This is a genomic window from Methanocella paludicola SANAE (assembly GCF_000011005.1).
In the GTDB taxonomy this organism is placed as follows: domain Archaea; phylum Halobacteriota; class Methanocellia; order Methanocellales; family Methanocellaceae; genus Methanocella; species Methanocella paludicola.
This window is the reverse complement of record NC_013665.1, coordinates 1,077,193-1,093,022: the sequence shown is the minus strand read 5'-3', so window position 1 is coordinate 1,093,022 and position 15,830 is coordinate 1,077,193. Positions and strand designations below refer to the sequence as shown.

The following is a 15,830-nucleotide window of genomic DNA, read 5'->3' as shown; positions in this document are numbered from 1 at the left end:
CCAAAATTTTGCATAATTCAAATTTTAAATTATCTTCGCGGTCTTCGCGTAAGCTTGGCGGTCTTAGGGCTCGAAACAGTCTTCGCGAACTTAACCAGCTTCGCGGTCTTTGATGTGCGAGTGAGATAATGGAAATTAAACCCGGCATAAAATTTAAAAAAGGGGCAAAAGCCCCAGATACAAAATATCAAATATATCCGGCAGAGAACGGGAAAGCCACCTGCGTATCGCTGATCTGAGCGCTCTCGGCGATAGCCTGGCCGAAGTGCGTAGTGGTAATATCCTGCTCAACGACGGGCACGCCCCACGCGGCGCCGTTAAAGCCGGCACCCTGCACGGCATCCACCGTAACGCCCAGGTTATAGCCCATGTCGCCCTGAGTAACGGAGCCGACGCCGCCGTAACCATACGGGTACCCGGCCATGGCCGCAAGGTCATAGTCCGCGCCCCAGGAAACCGCCACGTTCAGGCCGGCAATGCCGAAAGCGGAATTACCGACGCCGATAGTCTTCCCGAAGTTGAAGTTGATCGTATCACCGATGTGTTTATCGAACAAGATCCCGGCACCCAAAGAAATGGCACCGCAAGGGACTGAAACTAAAGACAGACTTATAATAAGGCAGGCTGCGATGGGCAGCGCCCTTATCCTCACCATATTACCCCTCCAGACAAAAGGTACTATCGGCCCTTACTAAAACATTAGGCACAAAATAAGCAAATAAAGACACATGTTATGCGCTTTTTATTGCCGGGCAAACATTTAAGAAAGTTAAAGGCCGGTCATTCGCATCGAAGGAACAGCTTATCGAACTCGCTATAGATCCGGGCCATCTCGGGGTCGTTTTTCGAGCGAATGCTCAATAACAGGTAATACGCGTTCTGGAGCGTGATGGCGTTATCCTCCACGTTTCCCAGGCCCAACTTCTCCAGGTCGAACACCATTTCCTTCACGCGGTTATCATACCGTAAAAGCAGGTCCTTCGCGTCTTCGACGTCCTCGGGCCGGACGTAATAGCCCAGGTATTCGACCGACCTGAGAAGATGCTCGGTCAAGTCCGCCGACGGGATAGACGACTGGGGCCGGTTAAAATCGGGCGTATCCATGAGAATACGCCGGGCGGCAGCGCGGTAATACTTTTTAACGACGCCGCCCTTGACCTCTGACCTCACCTGCTTTACCAGGCCGTGCTTTTCCAGCTCCTTGAGATAATAATGGGCGGAGCCGGGATTTATCCCGAGAGACCGGGCGATGTCGGAGATGGACATCTCTTTTTCCACGACCAGCTTCAGGACCATGTTGTGCTTCTCGCTGAAGATCAGCCGGATGTCCTGAGGATCATCTATGACAAGCACGTCGGGCGTGGCATCGGCCGGCTTCTCTTTTAAAGGCATGAGCAAATGTTTGGCATGAGCGTATAAATCATTTCTCGCCGGAACGTCCAACTATGGGCCAGGCATATGCTTATGCAGGCAATAATTATTTATCGGTCAGGCAACATTATAAAGTAAAGTTGAGAATAATCAATTTTATTTAACTAACGGTGGGTCCATGGATAAAAAGCTGTTCAGGTGGGCGGTCATCCTCATTGTGCTATTCGTGCTATTATTGTGCGTCGTGGTCATCGCCACTGCCGTCGGGCCCGCCAGCATCGGCGTCGACAAGGTGGCGCTCATCATCATTTCCGACGCCGTATCTAAGATACCGTATCTATCCGATCACATTCACATCCAGAAGACCTGGACAGACGGCGAGGCGGGCATCATAATGGTCGTAAGGCTGCCCAGGGTCATCCTGGGCCTGCTGGTCGGGGCGACGCTCGCCGTCGCCGGCACGGCCGCCCAGGCCATCTTCAAGAACCCGATGGCCGACCCGTACATACTGGGCGTATCGTCCGGCGCCGCATTCGGGGCGACGGCCATTATCGTCTTCGGCTTTGCGGGCATGGCCGTTACGCTGCCATTAATACCGCTCGAATTCGGGGCCATGCAGCTTGGCTCGTTCATAGGCGGCCTGCTCGCTGCTTTCCTCGTGTTCAACATCGCCCGGTCGGGAGGGAAGCTGCCCGTCGAGACGCTGCTCCTCTCAGGTATCGCCGTATCTGCGTTCTTTTCGGCGGTCACCTCGTTCTTGATGTACATCGGCGGCCACTCGCTCAGCCAGATCGTCTACTGGGTGATGGGGGCCCTGTGGAATGGAAGCTGGAACGATATCTGGCTCATGCTCCCCATGGCGCTCCTCGGCAGCTTCATCATCTTCGCCTTTTCGAGGGACCTCAACACGCTGCTGCTGGGCGACGAAGCGGCCGCGCATTTAGGGACGAACGTCCAGGTGATCAAGGCCGGCATCATGGCCCTCATGTCGCTCATAACGGCCGCGGCGGTCTCGGTGAGCGGGATCATAGGCTTCGTCGGCCTCGTCATTCCCCATATCATGCGTCTCATCGTGGGGCCGGACCACCGCATCCTGATCCCGTCCTCCATCATGGCGGGCGCAATGTTTTTAACGCTGGCTGACACGTTCTCGCGCATTATCATCCAGCCGACCGAGGTACCCGTCGGCATCATCACGGCGCTCATCGGGGCGCCGTTCTTCGTCTACCTTTTGACCAGAAAGAAAAAGAGCGTGACATAGGCATGCTGGACATCGAGAGCCTTTCCTTTAACTACGGCACGGCCAAAGTGCTCGACAACGTCACCTTCAGCGCCGAAAAGGGCGAGTGCATCGGCATCCTCGGCCCCAACGGGAGCGGCAAGTCCACGATGCTGAAGACGCTCAGCAAGATCCTGAAGCCCTCATCGGGCAAGGTCGTCCTATGCGGAAAGGAGCTGGAGCGATATTCGCCTAAGGAGCTGGCACGGCACATGGCGGTCGTTCCCCAGGACACGAACATCGATTTCGACTTCACCTGCCTCGAGGTCGTCCTTATGGGCCGTAATCCCCACATGAGCCGGTTCGAGATCGAAGGCCTGAAGGACGCCGGCATCGCGAGGGAAGCGATGATGCTCACGAACACGTGGCACCTCCGGGAGAGGCCGTTCGTGGAGCTAAGCGGCGGCGAGCGGCAGCGGGTCATCATCGCCAGGGCGCTTGCCCAGCAGCCGTCCGTGCTCCTGCTGGACGAGCCCGTATCCCACCTGGACATCAACCACCAGATAGAGATCCTTGACCTCGTGGAAAGGCTGAAGAACGAGCGCGGCCTCGTCGTCATCATCATACTGCACGACCTCAACCTGGCGGCCCGTTACTGCGACCGGCTCATCCTGCTCTTCAATAATAAGATACTGGCCACGGGCGGCCCTGACGACGTTATCACCCGGGAGAATATCCGCATGGCGTTCAGGGCGAACGTCATGGTGAAAAAGCACCCCCTGACCGGCTACCTTTATGTTACATTACTCAACGCGCTGGAGTCCGCGGGGACCTCTAACGGCCGCACCGTACACCTCGTCTGCGGAGCCGGCACCGGCACACAGCTCATGTACCTGCTCAGGTCGGGCGGCTATAGCGTGACCACGGGCGCCCTCAACGTGCTCGACTCGGACTATGAGACCGCCTCGCAGCTTAATATCCATGCGGTGAGCGAGGCCCCGTTCTCGCCCATCACACCCGAGGCATACTCCGAAGTGGTCGGCCTGATGAAAAAGGCCGACATTATCGTGATCTCTGACGTCCCGTTCGGAAGTGGCAATCTCAAGAACCTTGAGGCCGTCCTTGAGGCGGGAACGCCCGTCATCATGGTCGAAAAGGATGTGCCGAGGGATTTTACGAATGGTGTTGCGACGGCCCTCCTGGACAGGATCAAGGCCTCAGGTGCCGCCACAGTAAATACCGGAGAGCAGATGCTTGAAAAACTCAAAATGATAAAATAAAGACTCATCCGTGGTTTTGGGATAAACATTTTCTAACCATTTAATGTTATGCCTTCGTTGAGTGTCCTTTTCGCTGATGCGAATTCGAGCAACCACAGTGGCGCGGAGCGCACGGGAGTTTCACAGAGTTATTTTTTAATAATTTGAGACTCAGAGGACTCAGAGCCCGGTTTATTGGCTTACCCAGGGCACAGAGTTTATTGAGACACGGTTGACCAATAAACAACTATCCGGTTTATCCTCGGCAGTGCCTCGTTAAACTCAGTGCCTCAGGTAAGTATAAACCCGTCCTCCGTGCGCTCTGAGCCTCCACCTATAAATAACTCTGTGTAACTCCTGTGCGCTCCGTGCCCCTGTGGTTGGACCACTCCGAGACGGCATAGCGGAAAAACGAGTATGTGCATTGGCAAAAGCAATTTATCATCCCAAAACGCACAAGATCCAAAATAAAAAAAAGAATACGGCGCATTTACTTCTTCTCTTCGGCTTCCTTGCCCTCCTCGATAAGCTCCTTGACGCGCTGGCCGCCCTTCTTACCGCCGATCTCGCCGCCCTTATGCCCGATCTCCTCGTAGAACTCGTGCCCGTGGGTCTTTGCGGTCTTTTCGCCGCCCTTCCGGCCCGCCTCCTCGACGGTCATCTCGCCCTTGCTTTCCTTTTTCTCCGCCATATCCTTACCTCCTCAAGCCCGCCTACTTCTTTTCACGTTCGACCTTCTCGCCTTCCTTGATGAGCTCCTTTACACGCTGGCCGCCCTTGTGGCCAATCTTGGAGTAGAACTCGGGCCCGTATTTTTCCTTGACCTTCTCGCCGCCCTTGTGCCCGCCCTTCCGGCCGGCCTCCTCGACGGTCATTTCGCCTTTTCTCTCTTCCGCCATTTTTATCACCCTCGGTAAGGAGTTCTCGAACGTAGTGATAATCGTGATGACCGTAATGAACGGCGAGCCGCGGGCGTGCGCTGCGGTTAGGCTGAAAGCGTAGTGCATATACCTGATAATCCCCTTTTATGGCCGGGCCCGCACGTGGAAATAAGAGGATTTATAACGCCGTAGGGCCCCCTTATATCGGAGTCTTCATGATCAGGATAGGCATTGCCGGGATACCGTACCATGCGAAGGGCGAGGGGACCGAGGCGGGCATTCGATATTTGTGCAGCGTCGGGCTGGATGCCATGGAAGTCCAGTTCGTCAGGAACGTCTATATGACACCTGGCAGTGCTCCAGCGAGCGGATCCGTAGCTAAGGAATGCGGGCTGGCGCTGTCCGTTCATGCGCCCTATTACATTAACCTGACGAGCAAGAAAGAGGCCACGCAGGAGAAGAGCAAGGACTGGATACTGAGGTCATTGCGTATTGCTGATCCGCTGGGCGCGAGGATCGTCGTATTCCATCCGGCCCGGGAAAAGGAGCCCGAAGTTCTCAAGCGGCACCTGGTAGAGCTGAGCGAGAGCAGGAAAAATGAGAAGATCAAGGCTCTCATCGGCCTCGAGGTGACGGGCGACGAGCCTGAGCTGGGCAGCGTCGACGACTACCTGGATATCCTGAGAGAAGTGCCCGGCACCGACATCGTGATCGACTGGTCCCACGTACACGCCCGAACTAACGGAGGGCTCCGAACCAGAGACGACTACGAGGACATCTTCGATAAGCTGAAGCCCGTGAAGAAGAACAACTTCCACATGCACTTCTCGAACGTGGAGTACAAGAACGGCCGGGAAGTCAGGCACCTGCCCCTGGGCAGCCAGCCGCCGTTCGAGCCGCTGGCACAAATCCTGAAAGAGAGGAAGATCGATGCCACGATCATTTGCGAGACGCCGCTTCAAGAGGACGACGCCCTGAAGATGAAGGCGATAATAGAGGCAACCATCGCGGGAGCCCACTGATAAATTTAAATAGGAACATGCTCTTTTAAAAGCTATACAGGGGACCGTTGGATTGATCGAAGTCAGCATACTATTCGAGCTACTGCTAATGCTGCTTCTGGGTAAAATACTGGGAGATCTCGTCGGCCGGCTAGGCTTCTCGCCCCTTATCGGCCAGATCGTCGCCGGCATCATCCTGGGCCCCATGATCCTGAACGCCGTAGGGCTCTCCTGGGAGCTCGACGAGCTGTCCAACCTGGGCATTTTATTCATGATGTTCCTGATGGGCCTCTCGGTGGACTTCGAGAAGCTCATGCAGGAGAACGTGTATAGGGCCTCGTTCATCTCCATATGCGGCGGCCTGCTCGTATTCATCGCTGCCACGGCCATCACGGCCCTGCTCGGCTTCGACCTGAACACCGCCCTGATCGTGGGCATTGCGTTCATCTCCACGTCCACAGCCATCGGCTTCATGGTGCTGAACGAGATCGGCGATAACTATAGCAACGTGTTCAAGACCATCATGGCCGTAGGCACTACAGATGATATCTTCGCCATGCTGGCATTCGCGCTTTACAACTCATACCTGGCCAGCGGAGGGCTCGATATCCGGGACGCGTTCATGCTCTTCCTGCTGGTGCTGGGCTTCATCATATTCATCCTCAAGTTCGGCCGGTCGATCTCGGAGAAGCTCGTCAGCTGGACGGTAAAAATGTCGAATGAAGTCTCCGTTATAACGGTGGCCCTCATTATCATGTTCTTCGTGGCCTACCTGAGCCAGAACATGGAGGTGGCGGCGGTCACCGGCGCCTTCCTGGCCGGAACTATCCTGGCACGGTCCCCCTTTTCCTATAAGATCATCACGCCCAAGATCGAGGCGATCAGCGAAGGATTCTTCATACCCCTGTTCTTCGTATATACCGGCGCCCGCATCGACATCGCCAAGATGGTCGGCTCCACGCCCCTCGACCTGTACTTCGTGAAGGTGCCCATCGACTTGTTCCTCTTCCTCGGCCTCCTCATGGTGGTGATGGCCGGCAAGTACATCGGCACCTACGGCGCGGCGCTCATATCTGGCGGCTACCGTCTGGATGAGATGCATAAGATGGGACTGGCCATGACGCCCATGGGCGAGTATACGCTTGTCATCGGCCTCATGGGAGTGACCACGCTGGGGAGCGTGCTGCCCGGCATCGAATCGGTCTACTCGGTGCTGGCCTTGATCGTGCTCTTCACGTCGATCATCGCGCCGGTAATGCTGAAGAAGGCCTATGAGAATTGATCATGTGGAGGCTGTAACGCGAGATATACGATTTCGTTCATTTTAGGGTTAGTTTTAGTTTGCGCTGTCTTTGTCAGCGGGTGCACCACTTTCATTGATCAGCCTTCGGCGACAAAGACCACGACCCCTGAGCTCACCAGCACGCCTACTCCGACGGCCACGCCGACCCCTACGCCGACCCCGACCCCTTCTGTGGTCCCGACCCCGACAGCCACGCCAGTGCCAACTGCGGAAACGACGCCGGTCCCGCTGCCATCATCGGGGCCCATCTATACAGTGACCACGACATTTACCGGCCTGATACTTAACAGCACGAACACGGTGATCACTGATATAAGCGGCCATATCACGAACACTAACACCGGAAACGTCATATCCGGCGGCATCAACGGCGACGCATACGAGTTCTCCCACGTATCGGCAGGCTATTATGACCTCGTCGTAGAGATCCAGTATACCGTGTATTATTCCAATAATACCACCAGCGACCGAAGCGCGAGAATAACGGACAGTTTCGGCGTAAATGGTAACGTTGATGAAAGATACCCGTTATACTGAGGCCGTGTATGAATTTAAAAAAAATGAGGCCAGGCCATTAAAGCTCAGGCTCATGCAATAAATATCAAGGTTGGGAAATGTTTTTCTGACAGGCGATATGTCGCGATACGCGAATGTAGGGCGATACGATACCGGGTTTCCTATTTCTTCTCCATCGCGGCCTTGCCGCGCGCGATCAGCTCACGTACCTTCTGGCCGCCTTTTCGGCCGATCTCCTCGTAGAACCCTTCACCATAGCGCTGCTTGGTGGTAGTCCCGCCCTTCTTACCGCCGATCTTGCCGCCCTTCTTGCCGATCTCCTCGTAAAACCCTTCGCCGTAGCGTTCTTTCGTGGTGGACCCGCCCTTGTGTCCAGCCTCTCTAACCGTCATTTCTGCTTTTTTCTCTGCCATCAAAACACCCCACTCTAATGCCATACTATCCCTAATTTTTTATTCTTTTTTAATGTTGCCCTGTTAAAGTGCGTTTATAATAGCCAATTGGGAGGATTAATGCGTATATGGGGGAAGATGATTCGATATATGAGCCGGTACTTATCGCCCGGTCCTCCTGGACGACCTTTTACCATAACAAGGCCTGTTTCCGAGTATAAGCCATAATGGAGAGTTATTTCGCCGTTATACAGGATAAGGGCCGGACCGTTGCGATTATGTGGGGAAAAGATAAATCGCCGGATGTCCTATGATTACATGAAATGGATAAGTTGACGCGCAATATCCTCATCGTCCTGGCCTTGCTGATCCTTTTAACGCCGCTCGGGCTGCTCGCCGCCGGCGAGACGTTCGGCGAATGGAGCCTGGAGGGGCTGAAGGAAAGGATCGGTTACGTGCCTCCGGGGATGAGCGGCCTATCCCAATTATGGAACGCCCCGATGCCCGATTATGGCATACCCGGCCTGGGCGATACGACTATCGGCGGTACTATCGGCTACGTTGTTTCGGCCGTCGTGGGAGTGCTGGTCTGCATCGGCGCCGTCTATTTGCTGGGTAAGCTGGTAGCTAAGAACGACGATAAAGAATGATGATCAAAAGAATGATGATCAACTCGTTATCATAAAAAAGTGAAAAAATAAAAAAAAGCTAACTGGAGTTATCTTTAACCAGGATCTTGCCCAGCCCGTAGATCAGTCCCACGCTGACGACACTTCCGATGATGGCCGACGCGATGTATCCTGCCGCTGCTCCCACCGTCGTATCGCCAAGGCCCGGGATCCCATAGTCGGGCAATGGCGCGCCCCAAATCGAGGACAGGCTTTCGAGGCCCGGCGGTACATAGCCAAGCTTTTCTTCAAAGTATTCTAAGCCCCATTCTCCGAACGTCTCGCCTACCGCCAGCAGCCCGAGAGGGGTGAAGATCACGAGCACGATGAGCGCGGCGATGATAATTTTAGTCGAATTGTCCATTTTGCCACCTCACACAGGAACTTTATCCAGCATAGCTTTTTTTGATTTTTTATTTTCGAGCAGCTCGGGCGTGTTACGCTGGAAGTAAACGAAGACGAGGCCGGTTATGAGCGCTTCGAGCACGCCGAAGAACAGGATGTGCTCGCCGAGCATCGCCGGCAGGGTCACGCTCAGGTCGTACGGCATGTACGGGAACTGGCCGTTCACTGCCGGATATAAGTAAGGCTGTATGCCGAACTCGAAGCCCGCGAAGCCGGAGGCGATCACGAGCGATAGGTAGCCCGCGATGACCGCCGCTGCGATCCTGCGGACGGACTTAATATCCGAGTTACCGCTTATCAGCTTATAGGTATAGTAGCCCACGATGGGCATGACGACACCCATGTTGAAGCAGTTCGCCCCGATGGCCGTGATGCCGCCGTCGCCGAAGACGAAGGCCTGGATGATGAGCGCGACCGAGATCGACACGATGGCGGCCCAGGGGCCCAGGATGATGCCGATGATGGCGCCGCCGACGGCGTGCCCGGTGCTGCCGCCCGGGATCGGGACGTTGAACATCATGATAACGAACGTAAAAGCCGCCGATAATGCCAGCAGCGGTACCTGCTTAGACCTCAGGTCTTTCCTTACCCTGTATCCCGCATATAGCCAGATCGGGACCATTATTATGAACAGTGCTATATATGTTATTGGACCTAGATATCCATCAGGGATATGCATAATATCACCAGATATGCAGAAGGGCTTGTAGTTATAAAAAACTATCGATTAGTAACACGATACGTATCAAAAATTAAAATATATATGAATATTTCTCACGTAATTTTAACTTACCAAGATACGGAAAATTAAAAATTTAACCTTAGTAATCATTTTTTAAATATCGATAGTATGAAATGGTCATATATTTAATGTTCAATAAGATCTAAAGACCCGGAGATAATATCAAAAGATTTTTTAACATCTTCATATTACTAATGAGAAGATAATTATTACTGGTTACGCCATACCCCCAGGTTTTGTCATGATACCCGAATGGATGAAAGAGGTCAACGTCGGTCCCAGCCCCTGTTGCTCGGTCTCGGCAGGTAAAAAAAATTTCGTCGGCAAGACGCTGAGCGGTATCTTTAATTTCCTCGAGGAGACCATCGCCTCCGAGGGCTATGCCCGGAAGAGCGGGCTTTTGCAGAGCCTGGACCCGCGGGTCAAGCTGATCTCGATCGTCACCCTGATCGTGGCGGTGACCATGGTCACGGACTGGCGGCTGATGCTTCTCGTCTACGCGCTGACGCTCGTGTTCGCCGCCGCGAGCCGGATCGGGGTCTGGTTCTTTATCAAGCGCGTCTGGCTGTTCATACCGATCTTCACGGGTATCATCGCCCTGCCCATGATCTTCAACGTCTTCTTCCCGGGAGACAGCCTGTTCACCCTCGTCACGCTGGGGCCGGGAGCCAGGCTCGGGCCTTTTGCGCTGCCCGAGACCATCGCGATCACGAGGCAGGGGACGATGGGCGCCATCTCGTTCACGCTGCGGGTGGCCACCTGCGTGTCGGCCGCCGTCCTGCTCTTCCTGACGACGCCCCGGGATAAGCTCTTCAAGTCGCTGAGGTCGGTCGGCACGCCCAGGGTCTACGTGCTGACGCTCGACATGTGCTACCGGTACATCTTCCTGCTGACGGACATAGTCAAGTCCTTTTACACGGCGAAGAAGAGCCGGACGATAAAGAACCTGCCGCTACTGGAAGAGCAAAAGTGGGTGGGCGGCCGCATCGGCTATACGCTGGTCAAGTCGCTCGACATGGCGGAAAAGGTCCACGGCGCCATGGTGTCGCGAGGCTTCAATGGCGACGTGAAGCTCCTGGAGGACTTTGCCATGAAGCCCCGGGACTACGTGGCGATCGTCACCGTCGTCGGTTTCAGCGTATTGCTGATCCTCTACTCCCACCAGATCATAAGGATTTAGGTCTTATCATGCAAACGGTATTCGACTTACGCAACGTATCGTACACCTATCTCGGGAAGTTCCCGGCGCTCAAGGACGTCACCCTGAGGATTGACGCGGGCGAGCACGTGGCCATCATGGGCGCCAACGGGAGTGGCAAGTCCACGCTGCTCTCGATCCTGAATGCCCTCGCCTATCCGACGGAGGGCGAGTTCTACGCTTTCGGCAGCCCCGTCACGGAGGAGGTCTTCGACTCCCTGGAGGACAACGAGCAGTGCCGCTATTTCCGGAAAAAGGTGGGCTTCGTGTTCCAGAACCCCGACGTACAGCTGTTCTGCTCGACCGTCTACGACGAAGTGGCCTTCGGCCCCCTGCAGCTGGACCTGTCGAAGGAGGAAGTCAAGAAGCGCACGGAGGACGTCCTGGCCATGGTCGGCATTACGGGCCTCCGGGACCGCTCGCCGCACACTATCAGCGGCGGCGAGAAGAAGAAAGTGTGCCTGGCGTCTGTGCTTTCCGTTAATCCGGATGTGCTTCTCCTAGACGAGCCCACGGCGGGCCTGGACCCGAGGAGCCAGCTCTGGCTCATCGAGCTCCTACAGGAGCTGGCCCATGCGGGCAAGACCATCGTCACCGCCACCCACGATCTCGATATCATCGAGCAGATCAGCACCCGGGCAGTCGTGTTCGGCGAGGACCACATGCTCAAGGTGGATACCGACTCTCACAAGGTGATGGCCGACCTCGAATTACTCAAGCAGCATAACCTGATCCACCGGCACATGCACCGCCACGGGAACCTGGAACACCAGCACCTGCACTCACATGATAAGGAGCATACGCACGAGCATATCCGCTGACCCGGCGAATACCGTCCCAGATGTCGTTCCCGGGGTCTACTCGTGCAGAGACGCGGCGGGGCCCAGCCCCTTTTTCGGTTTACCCGTCCGGTAAAACTCTTCAAGCCTGTTATCGAGTTCGCCGGATCCGTAGACAACGTGTGCAGAACTATCGATCATTAATGAATAGTACCGATCCTGCTCTACAAATGCGGCCACCGGCTTCCCCAGGGCGAACGCATAGCCCATTTCCCATATCGTCCCGGCATCCTTACCATCGAGCACCGCGAACACGCCGTCGCTCTTCTCGATCTCCTGGCAAAGGAGCCTGAACCGCCTGTTCTTTTGGACTTTACTGCCCAGGTCGATGGGCGGGTTGCGATGGGACGTGCTGTATACTTCGAATCCAAGCCCTTCGAGGGAGTCCTTAACGCGGCCGATGCGCCGGACCTCCTCGTCATTAAAGAAAGGTCCGGATAAAAATATCCTCATGATATGGAGTTAGTAGCATCAAAGATAAAAAAGTTATTATTTCATATTAATAACACAAGTTTTAAGCGCTAATAATATGAATTTTCCTGCATGCATGATACCGGAGGATGTGTATATACAGGCCTGGAAAAGGACTATTCGATCGAGGACCTGGCGGCGTTCCACGGCCACCTGGGCCCCTACATCGTTCTCGGCTACCGGATGGGCAAATACGTAAGGCGCTATTTCTGCAACGACCCGTTCAAGATGAGCGCCGTCGTCTACTGCGCGGGCAAGCCCCCGCAGTCGTGCCTGGCGGACGGCGTCCAGATCGGCAGCGGCTGCACGCTGGGCAAGAGGAACATCGAGATCGTCGTGAGCGACGAGATCAGGTGCGAGTTCAAGAGCGACGGGAAAAAGCTTGTCATGAGGCTGAAGTCCATCAAGTTCCCGCCCCGGGACGATCACCATTACAACGAACTGATCGAGGACCTGGCCGCGGACATGTACCGCATGGACGATACGGAGCTCTTTACGGTAAGCTCGAATTGAGGGACGGGGATTTGAGCGTCATCGAGCTGAAGGGCATCTACACGGCCTATGAGGGCGGCGATAAGCCCGTCATCAAGGACCTTTCGCTGAGCGTCGGGCAGGGCGAGTTCGTCGTCATCGGCGGCCCCAACGGCGCCGGCAAGACGACGCTCCTCGAGTCCATCAACGGGCTGGTCCGGATCACGCACGGCTATGCCATGGTGTGCGGGCTGGACGTGCGTCGCTCTGGCAATGACGTGAGAAAAAAGGTAGGCTACGTGATCCAGAACTTCTACTTCGACCCGTTCACGCCCTTCACAGTCGGGCAGGTCGTGATGATGGGCCGCTACGGACGCCTGGGCTTTTTTAACAGGCCGTCTGAAGCCGACCATCGTGCCGCGGATAAGGCGATCCGGATGGCCGGCATTGAAGACCTCGTTAGCAAGCCGATCGGCACACTGAGCGGTGGCCAGCAGCAGAAAGCGATGATCGCCCACAACATCGCCAAGGAACCGGATATCATGCTGCTGGACGAGCCTTTCAGCAACCTGGACTTCCGGGCCCGCGAGTATTTCCAGGGCGTCCTGAAGGACATCGTGAAGAAGGGCACGCCGGTCGTCATGGTATCGCACGCGTTCGACGGGCTCCCGGACGTGAAGGTGCGCCTGGTGATCATGAGCGAGGGCAGGATATCGGCCGACATGGTGTGCAATTCCGGCGACGTGGAAGGCGCCGTGCGCAGGGCGTGCGTGGTGGGCTGAATGCTGGAGCCGCTCATACCCAACAACGTGGTCTGCCATGCGGTCGAGGCAATGGTCTTCGCGTCCGTGGCCTGCAGCATCCTCGGCGTCATCATATCCCGCATGAACCTGTCGTCCATGGGCTTTACCATGTCCCACGCGGCGTTCGCGGGGGCGGCGCTGGGCATGTTCATCGAGGTGAGCTCACAGCTCGCGGCCATCGTGGTCAGCGTCATCGTGGCCGCCCTCATCGGCCCCGTGAGCGATAAGGCGAAGATGGCCGCCGATGCGACGCTCGGCGTGCTCTTCGCCATGTCCATGGCGGTCGCCATCTTCCTGATATCGTACATGCAGTATATGGGCAAGGGGCTGTCCGCCAGCGCCCTGCTTTTCGGGGACGTCATCTCGCTCTTCAGGGAGGAGATCTATGCCCTCGCGGCGATCTCGGCGCTCACGGTCATCTTCGTCCTGGTCTTTTATAAAGAGATCGCGGCCATCATGTTTAACATGAAGATCGCGGAGGCCTCGGGCATTCGCGTGAAGGTCGTCTATTACATCCTGCTCTTCATCATCGCCCTCTCCGTAGCGCTGAGCCTGAACATCGTGGGCGGGCTGCTCATATTCGTCTGGCTCGTGACGCCCGCGGCCATCGCCAGCCAGTTCTGCTTTAACGTAAAGAGCATGTTCGTGGTGGCGCCGCTGGTATCGCTCATCGTCAGCATTGCCGGCGTCTGGGCCGGCTTCGAGTTCACGCTGCCGATCGCCCCCCTCGTCGCCCTGCTGCTGACGGGCGTCTTTGCGATATCGGTCGTGCTGTCCTTCAAAAGAAGGGTGTCAACTCGCATGCATTAGCGGGGGCTGCTGTGTTGAATCAGTCCATCCGGTCGCCCGCCCGGTCAAAGCCCGCGAAGAGGCGTAAGTCCGTGGAGACGCATGAAACCTAAGATATATTCAACCCAGCAAGAGCTCGATCGGACCGATACTCTGCGGTATTACAAATATAAATTTTATAATAATTAGTAATAAGACTTAAATAGTTCTTAACACTTAGTATCTTATATGCTTACCAATCGGTCATACTACATAATATTGATAGCCATTCTTGCGATCTTTTTATTGGCGCCCTCGTGCGCAGCGCAGGATACGGGGAAGATTAAAGTCGTCTGTACGACGAGCGTCCTCATGGACCCGGTGACGTACATCGGGGGTGACCGGGTCGAAGCCATATCGATCGCCGACCCGGCGATGTGCCCCCATCTACAGACCGACATCATCCCGAACAGGATTCAGCTCAACAAGGATTTCATCGCGAAGGCGGACATGTTCGTCGCGTATAACGACAGCAACGATAAGCAGTATAACATGCCCGCGGTCAACAATTTTATGAACGCTAACGGCTACGGCAACGTAACGTGGAAGACGATTTCGAACCCGTCGAGGGGCTGGAACACGCCGACAAACGCTAAGCTTCTGGCCGCAGAAGTGAAGGGCTGGCTCGTGGAGAAGGACCCGGCCAACACGTCATATTATGAGCAGCGCTATAACGATTACGTGAAGCTCTTCGACGCGGTCGAGCCCACGGCGGCAGAGAAGGCCCAGCTCAACAGGACGAAAGTCATCGTCATGCTGTGGCAGCAAGACCCCGCCAAGAACTGGCTCGGCATGGACGTCGTGAACTTCTTTGCGCCCGAGTTCGCAATGAATGGCACGAAGACGCCCGCCAAGCTCGTCGACGACATCAACGCCAACCCGGACAAGTACAAGGGCGTCGAGTACATCATCGAGAACATGCAGTCGACGGAGCTGGCCAAAGGCGTCGAGGAAGCGATGCACGACAAGGGCATCAACGTAAAGCGCGTGATCTTCACGAACTTCCCGGGCTCAGTCCCGAATACGGCCACGATGGCGGATGTGCTCGAGTATAATAAGCAGCTCGTCCTCCAGGCCAAGCCTGCGCCGACTGCCACCACGGCCGCGACGGCGACTCCCGCGGCGTCGCCCCTCGGAGTAGAGGTCATTGCCGCAGGAGTGCTCATCGGCATTGCGCTGGCGGTATTCGCCAGGAAGAAATAGAATATCATGGGGCTTCTAACGAAGCCCCATATTTATTACGTTTATAGAAAATTATATCAATTAGTAACACGAAAATTAATTATCGTATGATTAAGCAGGGCTTGTGCTTGACCATGAAGACTATCCGATTCTGCAGGCATTGCGCTGCAGCCTCTTATTTTAATTCCTGCGTATCATACTCACGAAAGTAGCCGGTGCAGGGAGGTGAAATAGCTGAACAAGAAGAAAGCCGCTGTAAAGAAAGTCGAGGAGAAGAAGGC

The 15,830-nt window shown here is 55.4% G+C and carries 20 protein-coding genes; 12 read left to right on the top strand and 8 right to left on the bottom strand.

The genetic code is table 11. The annotated features are described in order from the left end of the window. Positions 1 to 187: 187 nt before the first annotated feature. Positions 188 to 556, bottom strand: coding sequence for a hypothetical protein (locus tag MCP_RS05575; protein ID WP_128859949.1), 369 nt, complete (start codon positions 554 to 556; stop codon positions 188 to 190). Positions 557 to 780: 224 nt separating this feature from the next. After that, on the bottom strand, positions 781 to 1,392 hold the full coding sequence (locus MCP_RS05570) for a helix-turn-helix domain-containing protein (RefSeq protein ID WP_012899847.1): 612 nt from the start codon (positions 1,390 to 1,392) through the stop codon (positions 781 to 783). 157 nt (positions 1,393 to 1,549) lie between these two features. On the opposite strand from MCP_RS05570, the gene MCP_RS05565 reads away from it, so the two are divergent. Both MCP_RS05565 and MCP_RS05560 read left to right on the top strand, forming a co-directional pair. Beyond that, complete coding sequence (locus MCP_RS05565; protein ID WP_012899846.1) at positions 1,550 to 2,632, top strand: FecCD family ABC transporter permease; 1,083 nt, start codon at positions 1,550 to 1,552, stop codon at positions 2,630 to 2,632. A gap of 2 nt (positions 2,633 to 2,634) precedes the next feature. Continuing rightward, complete coding sequence (locus tag MCP_RS05560; RefSeq protein WP_012899845.1) at positions 2,635 to 3,870, top strand: heme ABC transporter ATP-binding protein; 1,236 nt, start codon at positions 2,635 to 2,637, stop codon at positions 3,868 to 3,870. 469 nt (positions 3,871 to 4,339) lie between these two features. Here MCP_RS05560 and MCP_RS05555 read toward each other — a convergent pair whose 3' ends face one another. Together MCP_RS05555 and MCP_RS16230 are read right to left on the bottom strand one after the other, a co-directional pair. Beyond that, positions 4,340 to 4,540 carry a hypothetical protein gene (locus MCP_RS05555; protein ID WP_012899844.1) on the bottom strand — a complete coding sequence of 67 codons (201 nt, stop codon included), beginning with the start codon at positions 4,538 to 4,540 and terminating at the stop codon, positions 4,340 to 4,342. A gap of 22 nt (positions 4,541 to 4,562) precedes the next feature. Beyond that, positions 4,563 to 4,856 (bottom strand): hypothetical protein, encoded by a 294-nt coding sequence (locus MCP_RS16230; RefSeq protein WP_394296149.1) that lies wholly within the window; start codon positions 4,854 to 4,856, stop codon positions 4,563 to 4,565. A gap of 89 nt (positions 4,857 to 4,945) precedes the next feature. Here MCP_RS16230 and MCP_RS05545 point away from each other — a divergent pair, with 89 nt between their 5' ends. From MCP_RS05545 to MCP_RS05535, 3 genes are all read left to right on the top strand, one after another. Next, on the top strand, positions 4,946 to 5,752 hold the full coding sequence (locus MCP_RS05545; protein ID WP_128859948.1) for a TIM barrel protein: 807 nt from the start codon (positions 4,946 to 4,948) through the stop codon (positions 5,750 to 5,752). A gap of 52 nt (positions 5,753 to 5,804) precedes the next feature. Then, positions 5,805 to 7,013 carry a cation:proton antiporter gene (locus MCP_RS05540; protein ID WP_012899841.1) on the top strand — a complete coding sequence of 403 codons (1,209 nt, stop codon included), beginning with the start codon at positions 5,805 to 5,807 and terminating at the stop codon, positions 7,011 to 7,013. A 219-nt stretch (positions 7,014 to 7,232) separates the two neighbouring features. Beyond that, positions 7,233 to 7,571, top strand: a complete 339-nt coding sequence (locus tag MCP_RS05535) for a hypothetical protein (protein ID WP_128859947.1) — start codon at positions 7,233 to 7,235, stop codon at positions 7,569 to 7,571. 140 nt (positions 7,572 to 7,711) lie between these two features. Here the strand turns inward: MCP_RS05535 and MCP_RS05530 are convergent, their stop codons facing one another. Further along, positions 7,712 to 7,963, bottom strand: a complete 252-nt coding sequence (locus tag MCP_RS05530) for a hypothetical protein (RefSeq protein WP_012899839.1) — start codon at positions 7,961 to 7,963, stop codon at positions 7,712 to 7,714. A 302-nt stretch (positions 7,964 to 8,265) separates the two neighbouring features. Here MCP_RS05530 and MCP_RS05525 point away from each other — a divergent pair, with 302 nt between their 5' ends. Beyond that, entirely contained in the window at positions 8,266 to 8,592 is a 327-nt protein-coding gene (locus MCP_RS05525; protein ID WP_012899838.1) for a PDGLE domain-containing protein, read from the top strand. A 58-nt stretch (positions 8,593 to 8,650) separates the two neighbouring features. Here the strand turns inward: MCP_RS05525 and MCP_RS05520 are convergent, their stop codons facing one another. Beyond that, positions 8,651 to 8,974 carry a PDGLE domain-containing protein gene (locus MCP_RS05520; RefSeq protein ID WP_012899837.1) on the bottom strand — a complete coding sequence of 108 codons (324 nt, stop codon included), beginning with the start codon at positions 8,972 to 8,974 and terminating at the stop codon, positions 8,651 to 8,653. A gap of 9 nt (positions 8,975 to 8,983) precedes the next feature. After that, complete coding sequence (gene cbiM / locus MCP_RS05515) at positions 8,984 to 9,694, bottom strand: cobalt transporter CbiM (protein ID WP_012899836.1); 711 nt, start codon at positions 9,692 to 9,694, stop codon at positions 8,984 to 8,986. A gap of 304 nt (positions 9,695 to 9,998) precedes the next feature. On the opposite strand from cbiM, the gene cbiQ reads away from it, so the two are divergent. Beyond that, a complete protein-coding gene (cbiQ, locus tag MCP_RS05510) occupies positions 9,999 to 10,937 on the top strand; it encodes a cobalt ECF transporter T component CbiQ (protein WP_012899835.1) in 939 nt (312 codons plus the stop codon). Between the two features lie 8 nt (positions 10,938 to 10,945). Further along, complete coding sequence (locus tag MCP_RS05505; RefSeq protein WP_012899834.1) at positions 10,946 to 11,776, top strand: energy-coupling factor ABC transporter ATP-binding protein; 831 nt, start codon at positions 10,946 to 10,948, stop codon at positions 11,774 to 11,776. A 36-nt stretch (positions 11,777 to 11,812) separates the two neighbouring features. Here MCP_RS05505 and MCP_RS05500 read toward each other — a convergent pair whose 3' ends face one another. Next, positions 11,813 to 12,247, bottom strand: a complete 435-nt coding sequence (locus tag MCP_RS05500) for a nucleoside 2-deoxyribosyltransferase (protein ID WP_012899833.1) — start codon at positions 12,245 to 12,247, stop codon at positions 11,813 to 11,815. A gap of 90 nt (positions 12,248 to 12,337) precedes the next feature. Here MCP_RS05500 and MCP_RS05495 point away from each other — a divergent pair, with 90 nt between their 5' ends. From MCP_RS05495 to MCP_RS05480, 4 genes are all read left to right on the top strand, one after another. Next, positions 12,338 to 12,778, top strand: coding sequence for a formylmethanofuran dehydrogenase subunit E family protein (locus tag MCP_RS05495; protein ID WP_012899832.1), 441 nt, complete (start codon positions 12,338 to 12,340; stop codon positions 12,776 to 12,778). Next, positions 12,775 to 13,518 (top strand): metal ABC transporter ATP-binding protein, encoded by a 744-nt coding sequence (locus MCP_RS05490; RefSeq protein ID WP_012899831.1) that lies wholly within the window; start codon positions 12,775 to 12,777, stop codon positions 13,516 to 13,518. The genes MCP_RS05495 and MCP_RS05490 overlap by 4 nt, the downstream gene beginning before the upstream one ends. Further along, positions 13,519 to 14,349, top strand: coding sequence for a metal ABC transporter permease (locus tag MCP_RS05485; protein WP_012899830.1), 831 nt, complete (start codon positions 13,519 to 13,521; stop codon positions 14,347 to 14,349). It abuts the gene before it with no gap. A gap of 207 nt (positions 14,350 to 14,556) precedes the next feature. Further along, on the top strand, positions 14,557 to 15,570 hold the full coding sequence (locus MCP_RS05480; protein WP_012899829.1) for a metal ABC transporter substrate-binding protein: 1,014 nt from the start codon (positions 14,557 to 14,559) through the stop codon (positions 15,568 to 15,570). Positions 15,571 to 15,830: the final 260 nt, after the last annotated feature.

Excerpts from the sequence above, each read along its gene's own strand:
- MCP_RS05570 (WP_012899847.1), bottom strand. The coding sequence starts at position 1,392 with ATGCCTTTAAAAGAGAAGCCGGCCGATGCCACGCCCGACGTGCTTGTC.
- MCP_RS05565 (WP_012899846.1), top strand. The coding sequence starts at position 1,550 with ATGGATAAAAAGCTGTTCAGGTGGGCGGTCATCCTCATTGTGCTATTC.
- MCP_RS05560 (WP_012899845.1), top strand. The coding sequence starts at position 2,635 with ATGCTGGACATCGAGAGCCTTTCCTTTAACTACGGCACGGCCAAAGTG.
- MCP_RS05555 (WP_012899844.1), bottom strand. The coding sequence starts at position 4,540 with ATGGCGGAGAAAAAGGAAAGCAAGGGCGAGATGACCGTCGAGGAGGCG.
- MCP_RS16230 (WP_394296149.1), bottom strand. The coding sequence starts at position 4,856 with ATGCACTACGCTTTCAGCCTAACCGCAGCGCACGCCCGCGGCTCGCCG.
- MCP_RS05545 (WP_128859948.1), top strand. The coding sequence starts at position 4,946 with ATGATCAGGATAGGCATTGCCGGGATACCGTACCATGCGAAGGGCGAG.
- MCP_RS05530 (WP_012899839.1), bottom strand. The coding sequence starts at position 7,963 with ATGGCAGAGAAAAAAGCAGAAATGACGGTTAGAGAGGCTGGACACAAG.
- MCP_RS05525 (WP_012899838.1), top strand. The coding sequence starts at position 8,266 with ATGGATAAGTTGACGCGCAATATCCTCATCGTCCTGGCCTTGCTGATC.
- MCP_RS05520 (WP_012899837.1), bottom strand. The coding sequence starts at position 8,974 with ATGGACAATTCGACTAAAATTATCATCGCCGCGCTCATCGTGCTCGTG.
- cbiM (WP_012899836.1), bottom strand. The coding sequence starts at position 9,694 with ATGCATATCCCTGATGGATATCTAGGTCCAATAACATATATAGCACTG.
- cbiQ (WP_012899835.1), top strand. The coding sequence starts at position 9,999 with ATGATACCCGAATGGATGAAAGAGGTCAACGTCGGTCCCAGCCCCTGT.
- MCP_RS05505 (WP_012899834.1), top strand. The coding sequence starts at position 10,946 with ATGCAAACGGTATTCGACTTACGCAACGTATCGTACACCTATCTCGGG.
- MCP_RS05500 (WP_012899833.1), bottom strand. The coding sequence starts at position 12,247 with ATGAGGATATTTTTATCCGGACCTTTCTTTAATGACGAGGAGGTCCGG.
- MCP_RS05495 (WP_012899832.1), top strand. The coding sequence starts at position 12,338 with ATGCATGATACCGGAGGATGTGTATATACAGGCCTGGAAAAGGACTAT.
- MCP_RS05485 (WP_012899830.1), top strand. The coding sequence starts at position 13,519 with ATGCTGGAGCCGCTCATACCCAACAACGTGGTCTGCCATGCGGTCGAG.
- MCP_RS05480 (WP_012899829.1), top strand. The coding sequence starts at position 14,557 with ATGCTTACCAATCGGTCATACTACATAATATTGATAGCCATTCTTGCG.